The 7,970-nt window shown below is 35.3% G+C and carries 8 protein-coding genes; 4 read left to right on the top strand and 4 right to left on the bottom strand.

The window, feature by feature from the left end; all coding sequences use genetic code 11:
- Window positions 1-179 precede the first annotated feature (179 nt).
- The gene (locus tag BLQ56_RS18595) at window positions 180-1,730 is read right to left on the bottom strand and encodes a methyl-accepting chemotaxis protein (RefSeq protein WP_090857957.1); all 1,551 of its coding nucleotides are present in this window, start codon (window positions 1,728-1,730) and stop codon (window positions 180-182) included.
- A gap of 451 nt (window positions 1,731-2,181) precedes the next feature.
- On the opposite strand from BLQ56_RS18595, the gene BLQ56_RS18590 reads away from it, so the two are divergent.
- Complete coding sequence (locus BLQ56_RS18590) at window positions 2,182-4,119, top strand: heavy metal translocating P-type ATPase (protein ID WP_386756411.1); 1,938 nt, start codon at window positions 2,182-2,184, stop codon at window positions 4,117-4,119.
- Window positions 4,120-4,224: 105 nt separating this feature from the next.
- Here BLQ56_RS18590 and BLQ56_RS18585 read toward each other — a convergent pair whose 3' ends face one another.
- Genes BLQ56_RS18585 through BLQ56_RS18575 form a run of 3 tightly spaced genes read right to left on the bottom strand, consistent with a single transcriptional unit; the run spans window position 4,225 to window position 5,931 of the window.
- Window positions 4,225-5,055, bottom strand: a complete 831-nt coding sequence (locus BLQ56_RS18585; protein ID WP_386756413.1) for a YihY/virulence factor BrkB family protein — start codon at window positions 5,053-5,055, stop codon at window positions 4,225-4,227.
- Between the two features lie 17 nt (window positions 5,056-5,072).
- Complete coding sequence (locus BLQ56_RS18580) at window positions 5,073-5,423, bottom strand: YtxH domain-containing protein (RefSeq protein WP_090857952.1); 351 nt, start codon at window positions 5,421-5,423, stop codon at window positions 5,073-5,075.
- 37 nt (window positions 5,424-5,460) lie between these two features.
- A complete protein-coding gene (locus BLQ56_RS18575) occupies window positions 5,461-5,931 on the bottom strand; it encodes a low molecular weight protein-tyrosine-phosphatase (protein WP_090857949.1) in 471 nt (156 codons plus the stop codon).
- 160 nt (window positions 5,932-6,091) lie between these two features.
- Here BLQ56_RS18575 and BLQ56_RS18570 point away from each other — a divergent pair, with 160 nt between their 5' ends.
- The 3 genes from BLQ56_RS18570 (at window position 6,092) to BLQ56_RS18565 (ending at window position 7,743) form a co-directional block, all read left to right on the top strand.
- Window positions 6,092-6,316, top strand: a complete 225-nt coding sequence (locus BLQ56_RS18570) for a DUF1128 domain-containing protein (RefSeq protein WP_090857946.1) — start codon at window positions 6,092-6,094, stop codon at window positions 6,314-6,316.
- A gap of 78 nt (window positions 6,317-6,394) precedes the next feature.
- Window positions 6,395-6,547, top strand: a complete 153-nt coding sequence (locus BLQ56_RS23665) for a hypothetical protein (protein ID WP_175490378.1) — start codon at window positions 6,395-6,397, stop codon at window positions 6,545-6,547.
- 329 nt (window positions 6,548-6,876) lie between these two features.
- On the top strand, window positions 6,877-7,743 hold the full coding sequence (locus BLQ56_RS18565) for a metal-dependent hydrolase (RefSeq protein ID WP_090857943.1): 867 nt from the start codon (window positions 6,877-6,879) through the stop codon (window positions 7,741-7,743).
- The last annotated feature ends 227 nt before the right edge of the window (window positions 7,744-7,970 follow it).

Genomic DNA, 7,970 nt, shown 5'->3' with positions numbered 1-7,970 from the left:
CCACGAACTTCGCACCGAATCCCGCGAAATAGAACGATAATCCCGCGCGTTTCGTACGTATTCCCTCGAAATTCAACCTGATCCCCTTCCAGGAATACACTCGTTCAACATACTTGTAAAAAGGAAAAAGGCAGTCAGAAAACTACTGACTGCCTTTTCTCTTCTAATGAAATTAAGTTTTAAGCTTTAGAGTTATTGACCTTTTCAACTAAGCTCTCCAACTCATTCACTAATTCTTGCATAGAGTTAGATATATTATTTAACATTTCCACAGAAGCTAATTGCTCTTCGACAGAAGCAGATATATTCATTGTATTTCCTTGTGAATCTTCAGTGATTTTTCTCATCTCTGCGACTATATTTAGTACATCATCCGAGCTCTTAAGAAGACTATCAGAATGCTGAGATACATTTAAAATTTGTGTTTCAACACCTTGGGTAGCTGAGATAATCTCTTTAAATACTTTATCTGTCGAATCCATTAAAGTAATACCTTGGTTTACCTCATTTGAACCTGCAGCTAGAGCCTCCTTCACCTTCTTCATTCCTTCTCGGATATCTTCAGTAACTGCCCCAATCCCTTTGGTAGATTCATCAGATTGAATAGCCAATTTCCTTACCTCATTCGCAACAACAGCAAAGCCTTTACCTTGATCTCCTGCTCTTGCTGCTTCAATTGATGCATTTAATGCTAGTAGTTTAGTTTGTTCTGATATTTGAGAAATACTTTCAGCAATTGTGTTAATCTGTTCTGATTTTTCATCTAGCCTTTCGATTAAAACCGAAACCTCCTGCACCGAACGTTGAATACTGCCCATTTTTTCAACCATACCTTCAATAGATTGATTTCCATTAGTCGCCTGTATGCTTGTTTTAGAAGAAGTATCACTCACAAGATTTGAAACTTTTGAAATTTCGTCGATACTTTTTACCATGTCTATAATTAATGATTCATTATTTTTGGCCGTTTCCAATTGACTCTGTGTTCCAATTGATAATTCTTGAATTGACATAGCGATTTCTTGGGAAGCTTTAGTTGATTCAGAAGAACCCACTGATAATTCTTTAACTACATTTAATATCCTTTGTGATGTATCTGTTAATTGTGTAATGACTTCACGTGCATTGGCTTCATATCTACTATTCTCATCTTCCAGTATTTTTGTGTTCTTTTGTTTTGAATAGATCACAAGGATGTTAGCACCACTTGTGAAAACTAAAAAGACAGCATGAATCATTAATAATGAAAAACTATAATCTGATGTTCCACAAATCAATTCTGGCACGAAGAAATAACCTGCTAGATGCTGGATAGCAAAGATAATCGTATTAACGATAATGAGTTTTATAGAATTAAAAAACGATATAAAAGCAATAACCATGAATATAGAGAAATGATATTCTACTAATCCATCTCCACCTGCGATAATGGAAATACTACTGAAAGTTAAAGATAATGAGAGGAAGAGTGGAACTAATTTATTTTTATTTTTTCTGTGTAGTACTAAAGCAATAACAAACGGAATAAAAGGAAGGATAAAGATTATATTTTGAAGAAATTGCATACCTTCACTTAGATCCCCTATACCCCTTATGCTTAAATACGAACTTAAAAAATTGAATTGTCGATGTAACACATGAATGACGATTGTCAATATTAGCGATAATGCTGCTAATAAAATCATTATTAGATTATTATTTTTAGTCATTTCAATTCTCCCTAATTTCATAATTAGCCCTCTGGCTTTAAACAATGGTTATACATAACTTGAACAAGGATTTATCATTTGTAAAAATTATATCTCATCCGACATTATTCGACAATCTCTTTTTGAACTTAAAATATGCAATATGTCACTTTTGTAAACACTTACCAATCATTAACATAATTTTTGATATTCTCCATCACCAAAACTTTTTCTCCTCATATTTATAGGTATTACAAATAATAAATTAACAACTTGCATACTATTTATCGCCTATTCATAGTTATCAAAATAAATTCAATGGTGCTCTTCCTATTCATTCTCATTTATGCTATAATCAAATTATAATAATTATAAAATAAAAATCATTCGATTTCACTGCTGCTATCCTTGTTGATGGCAGCTTTCGCTATTTTAAAGGGGTAATTGATTGTGATTATTTTTCTCAATTAGAAAATAAACGGAGGCGATCATATTGAATACTAGTGTTAAAGCAGTCTCACAACAACCTAACAAAATACAAACAGAACAAAAAAATGAAGGTATTCTCACTAAGATGAAAGAACATATTGAACTTGTCGCAGCGCTTGCCTCAGGACTTTTAATTATTATCGGATATATTCTTTCCAAAACAAATGCTGAAACCCTATCCATTGTTATTTTTTTATCAGCCTTTGTTATCGGTGGTTTTGCCAAGGCGAAAGAAGGCATTGAAGATACGATTGAAAATAAAGAATTAAATGTGGAAATGTTAATGATTTTCGCTGCAATCGGTTCAGCCATCATTGGGTATTGGATGGAAGGCGCGATTCTTATCTTCATCTTTGCTTTAAGTGGTGCACTCGAAACTTATACAATGAATAAGAGCCACCGGGAAATATCATCTTTAATGAATCTTCAACCAGAACAGGCAACCTTACTTACAAATGGCAACCATAAGGTTGTAAAGGTTACGAGTCTTAGAGTCGGGGACACAATCTTAATTAAACCTGGAGAAAGAGTACCAGCTGATGGGAAAATTTCAAGAGGAAACACAAATATTGATGAGTCTGCTATTTCTGGAGAATCCATTCCGGTTAGTAAATCAACAGATTCGGTCGTTTTTGCTGGAACTGTAAACCTGCAAGGTTCAATCTCAGTAGAGGTGACGAAAGAGAGTTCCGACACACTCTTCCAAAAAATCATACAACTTGTTCAAAATGCTCAAAGTGAAAAGTCACCTTCTCAATTGTTTATTGAAAGATTTGAAGGGGCATATGTCAAATGTGTACTTGTTGCAGTTGGCTTAATGATGGTTCTTCCCTATTTTCTTTTAGGGTGGAGTTGGACAGAAACTTTTTATCGAGCAATGATTTTACTTGTTGTTGCATCTCCTTGTGCTCTTGTTGCTTCCATTATGCCTGCATCACTTTCAGCCATTTCTACAGGGGCAAGACACGGAATCTTATTCAAAGGGGGCATTCATTTAGAGCAACTTGGTAATTTAGAAGCGATAGCTTTTGATAAGACTGGTACATTAACAAAAGGTAAGCCTGAAGTAACTTCAGTTATTGTCCGTGAGGGGATCTCAGAAACTGAATTCCTACAGACCGTTGCTTCAATTGAACATCATTCAACACACCCATTAGCAAAGTCTATTGTTGCTTTTGCACAGGACAATCAAAAGCTAGATCTTTTACAGCCTGATGGAATTGAAGATGTCCCGGGTTGGGGAGTTACAGGTACATTAAATTCTTTTGAGTGGAAAATCGGGAAAGCAGAGTTTGTTGGGAAAGAACAAGCAGAGGCATTTCAAGATGGTATTGCAACGAGCTTAGCAACTAGTGGAAACACAATAGTTTTTGTTAGCGACTCTGATGGAGTGATTGGTTTAATTGCACTGAAAGACACTGTAAGAACTGATACTGCAGCCTCAATTAAGGAGCTTAAAAGGTTAGGTATTCAAACCGTGATGTTAACAGGCGATAGTGAACGTACTGCCTCCGCCATTGCATCAGAATGTAAAATAGATAGTTATATGGCTGAATGTTTACCAGAACAAAAGGTTGAATACATTAAAAAGCTTAAAGAGAAGTATGGAATCGTTGGAATGGTTGGGGATGGAATTAATGATGCACCGGCACTCGCTACTGCCCATGTAGGATTAGCCATGGGGGAAGGAACTGATGTGGCATTAGAAACCGCTGATATTGTGCTGATGAAGAACGACCTCACACGGATTGCTGAGGCTGTTCAGTTATCAAAACGAATGAACCGTATTATAAAACAAAATATCATTTTCTCAATTACGGTTATTATGTTTTTAATTTGCTCAAATTTCCTCCAAATTATCGATTTACCTTTTGGAGTGATCGGTCATGAAGGTAGTACCATTCTTGTTATTTTAAATGGTCTCCGCCTTTTGAAAGGGTAATAGTTAGGCTTCAATTCAATATAAGATTTAGAAAAAATCTCTTCTAAACTTTAAACTGCCTTAACCCACATTCTAGAATGTAGGCTAAGGCAGTTTTTGTTTGACCTATTTGGTCGAAGCCCTCACACGTTTGCAATTTAGTATTGCATTTATTTCTCCACCAAGAATAATAATCATCCCTGATAAATAGAACCATATCATCAAAACGATAATTCCCCCTAAGCTTCCATATGTAGCGGTGTAATTTGCAAAGTTACTCACATAATATGAAAAACCAAGAGAAACAAACATCCAACCAAAAGTTGCGAAGAACGCTCCGCTTAAAACTTCCTTCAATTTCAATTTCAGATTAGGTGCAAATAAATAAAGACAATTAAATACGATAAATAAGATTCCAGCACTAAGAATCCAACGGATAGCATTCCAAACACTAATAAATTCAGAGGAGAATCCAAAGGCTGAAAAGATAAACAACCCTATTTGTCGTCCAAAAACAGGTAGTAATAGTGCAATAATAATAACAAATACCATTGCTAGAGTTAACAAAATCGACATCGCACGTGCCACAAGAAAATGTCGACTTTCTTTTACATCATAAGCACGATTAAAGGCACGAACAACGGCATTAATTCCGTTTGAGGCAGACCAAATTGTCGCGATAACCCCAAAGGAAAGTAAAGTTCCATTATGTGAGCCAAGAACCGACTCCAAGTTTTTCTCAATCATATCAATCGTCCCACTTGGAGCATATTCACGAACAGTATTTAGTAAATCAATTTCTGATATCGGTAAATAGCCAATTAAAGTGACACTGAATATTAAGAACGGAAATAATGAAAGTAAAAAAAAGTAGGCTAATTCTGCCGAAAGTCCAGCCACTTCATCTTCATTGAAACGTTTAAAAAGATCTTTTACAAAGCTCCATACGTTATTCAATTGATTCATTCACCTCGTTATTCTTGAGTCTCCTTAGATAAATTTGGTTTAAGATTTCTGAAAGCGTCTTGAGTATCCTTCAACATATTTAGCATTTCAGGAGTGGTCTCATTTAATTCATTTACTTTACCCGATAAAAAACGCAGGTCATTAGAAACCTGTTCAACTGTAGTTTTGACTTGATTAATATTATCTCTTACAGTACTAACTGCATGCTGGGGATTCTTAATCAGGTCTACTGTTTTTTCACTTACCCTTTTTGTACTACACACAAACTGCTCTCTTGTGTCACGATCAAGTAGACTAATGGCACCACCTACTAGTGCTCCAATAATCATACTTTGTGCCATCTTATTGTTTTTTGCCATTTTCCTAACCCCTATCTAATTTATGTATGAATGGAACCTATAACCCCTGTTCATTCCTGATTTCTAGTAATAAACTTCTACAACCGTTCTCTATAAGTGAATATACCTGATCAAAGTTACCTGTAAAATAAGGATCAGGAACATCTTCTATTTCACTATCCTTTACAAAATCCAAGAGTCTTCCTATATATCCTGTTTGTCTATACCCTGCCATCCTTCTTAAATTCCCTAAGTTTTCTGCATCCATAGCAATAATGTAGTCAAACTCCACTACATCGTTATTTGCAACTTGTCTTGCTTTGATACCTTCGTAATTAACTTTATTAATTTTTAATATTTCACAGGTTCCTTCATGTGGTGGTTTACCAACATGCCAATCACCAGTACCTGCTGAATCAACTTTGATTTTATCTTCTAAACCTTCTTCCTGTACCATCTTTCTAAATACCGCCTCGGCCATCGGTGAGCGACAGATATTGCCTAAACATACGAATAAGACATTTACCATTTACATCCCCTCCTACTTCATCTATATATATTATAATAAAATATGAACAGGATAGAAAATAACATAGCTGATCCTTTCAAAGATTTCTCCAATTTAAGAATGGTTTTTTCATAAAACGTGATACAATAAGAACATCGAAATTAGAAGGGATGATTTTGAAATGGATTTAACTCAAAAATCTGTCGAGAATGTAGAATATATGATTGAAGAAATAAAAGAAAAACTTAAAGTCCTAAACTTAGGTGCAATTAAGCCGTCTCACTTTGATGAAGAAATGTATGAAGAACTTTTTGAAATATATGAAATGGTAAAGAAGAAAAACTCATTTAGTCCAAATGAAATGCAAGCCCTTGTAGAAGAGCTGGGCTCACTTCGTAAAAAGTAAGTACATAATGCGTCATATAAACCCTCATATCCTTTAACACACATGCATATATGTGTAATAAAAGGAGAGGGTTTTATTATGGTGGGAATGTGGTTAACTACGATTGTTATATTTGGGTTTATTATTCTGGGGATAATCTTTATTATCCAAGGCCTGAAATCTTCAATGAACATTCATGATGCTATCAAAATTGATCCTTTACCTGAAGAAGACTACACAGAAAAAAAATAGATTAAAGCCAAATTTCCAAGAGGCTGCGACATAACACAATGTGTAACTTTTTTCCGAACAAACCATTAACTTAGCGGATGAAATATACGCAGACTCCTGCGGGATGAAAAGCAACGGTGAGACCCAGCAGTGCGAAGCGCGAGGAGGCTCACCAGCTTCCCGCGGAAAGCGAAGTATATTTCAGGAGCGGTGTTTCCATACCAACTATGATTGTTCGGACTTTTCATTAGGCTAAACACATTTGTCTCGGTCTCTTTTTTTGAACACTAATGGGACAACCAATCTCTTTTCAGCGTATAATTGGGTATACTTAGCAAGAGGTGAAACATTTGGATACAGTAACACATACACTATTTGGAATGACACTATATGGCGCAATCGACAAAAAAAATGAATCAAAAGAAATGAAAAAGTCACTTATTGTTGCAACAATGGTTGGCAGTCAAATTCCTGATATCGATGTTATTTCTAGATTATGGGACACTGAGGGACTTTATCAAATGTGGCATCGTGGAATTACCCATTCTATTTTAATGGTACCAATATGGGCATTTATCTTAACAGCTCTTTGTACTCTGATCTTTAAGGTGAAGGATTATAAACGATTATTTTTCATCTCAGGTATTGCCGTATTCATACATAGTACAAGTGATTTATTCAATGCTTGGGGTACGGGTTATTTTGAACCGCTCTCAGATATACGTGTTACATTTGGCGTTATTCCAATAGTGGATGTTGTATTTTGGGTTATCATGTTAACCGCAATGATTTTTACTCGTTTTAAAAAGAAAAACAGTTATAAGTCATTCCGTTTTGCATGGGTACTAATTGCTCTTCATATTTCTATTCAGTCATTACAAGGTTATTTTCTATATCAACAGTATGAGGGTAAGTATGATCAACTAGCACTTTCAGCAAGCTTTGTACCTTGGAATTACACATTAATAGGGAAAAAAGCTGACGTTGTAGAGATTACCGATGATGCACTATTTCTAGACGCAGATCATTTATATACGCTTCACTCAAAAGAAAATACAATTCTTGATGATCTTTTTATTCAAAATCCTGATGCGAGAACGTTATACAAGTGGTCTCCTTTTGTTGTGATTGTAGATGATGAAGAAAAAGTGGGGATTTATGATCCTCGTTTCTATATGGATGGGGAATCGTTTTTATTTGAATATGTTGAAAAATAAAATCTATTTAGTATAAATTGATTATTTAAAGCTGCAGGCTGAATACACTCCGCCTCCGGCGGGTGACCAGTGAGCCTCCTCACAGAACAAGCTAAGACCACTGAAAAAGTACTATAAAAAATAATCATCAAAGGTTGCTGTCATTTACCCTCATCGACGTTATGAAGGACATTTCTGACCTGAGCGAAAACAGTTTTGTCCTTCATCGACGTTATGAAGGACATTTC

This window comes from Litchfieldia salsa (assembly GCF_900104555.1).
GTDB classification, from domain to species: Bacteria; Bacillota; Bacilli; order Bacillales; family Bacillaceae_L; genus Litchfieldia; species Litchfieldia salsa.
Note: the sequence above shows the minus strand (reverse complement) of the source record. Positions and strands in the feature narration are given on the sequence as shown.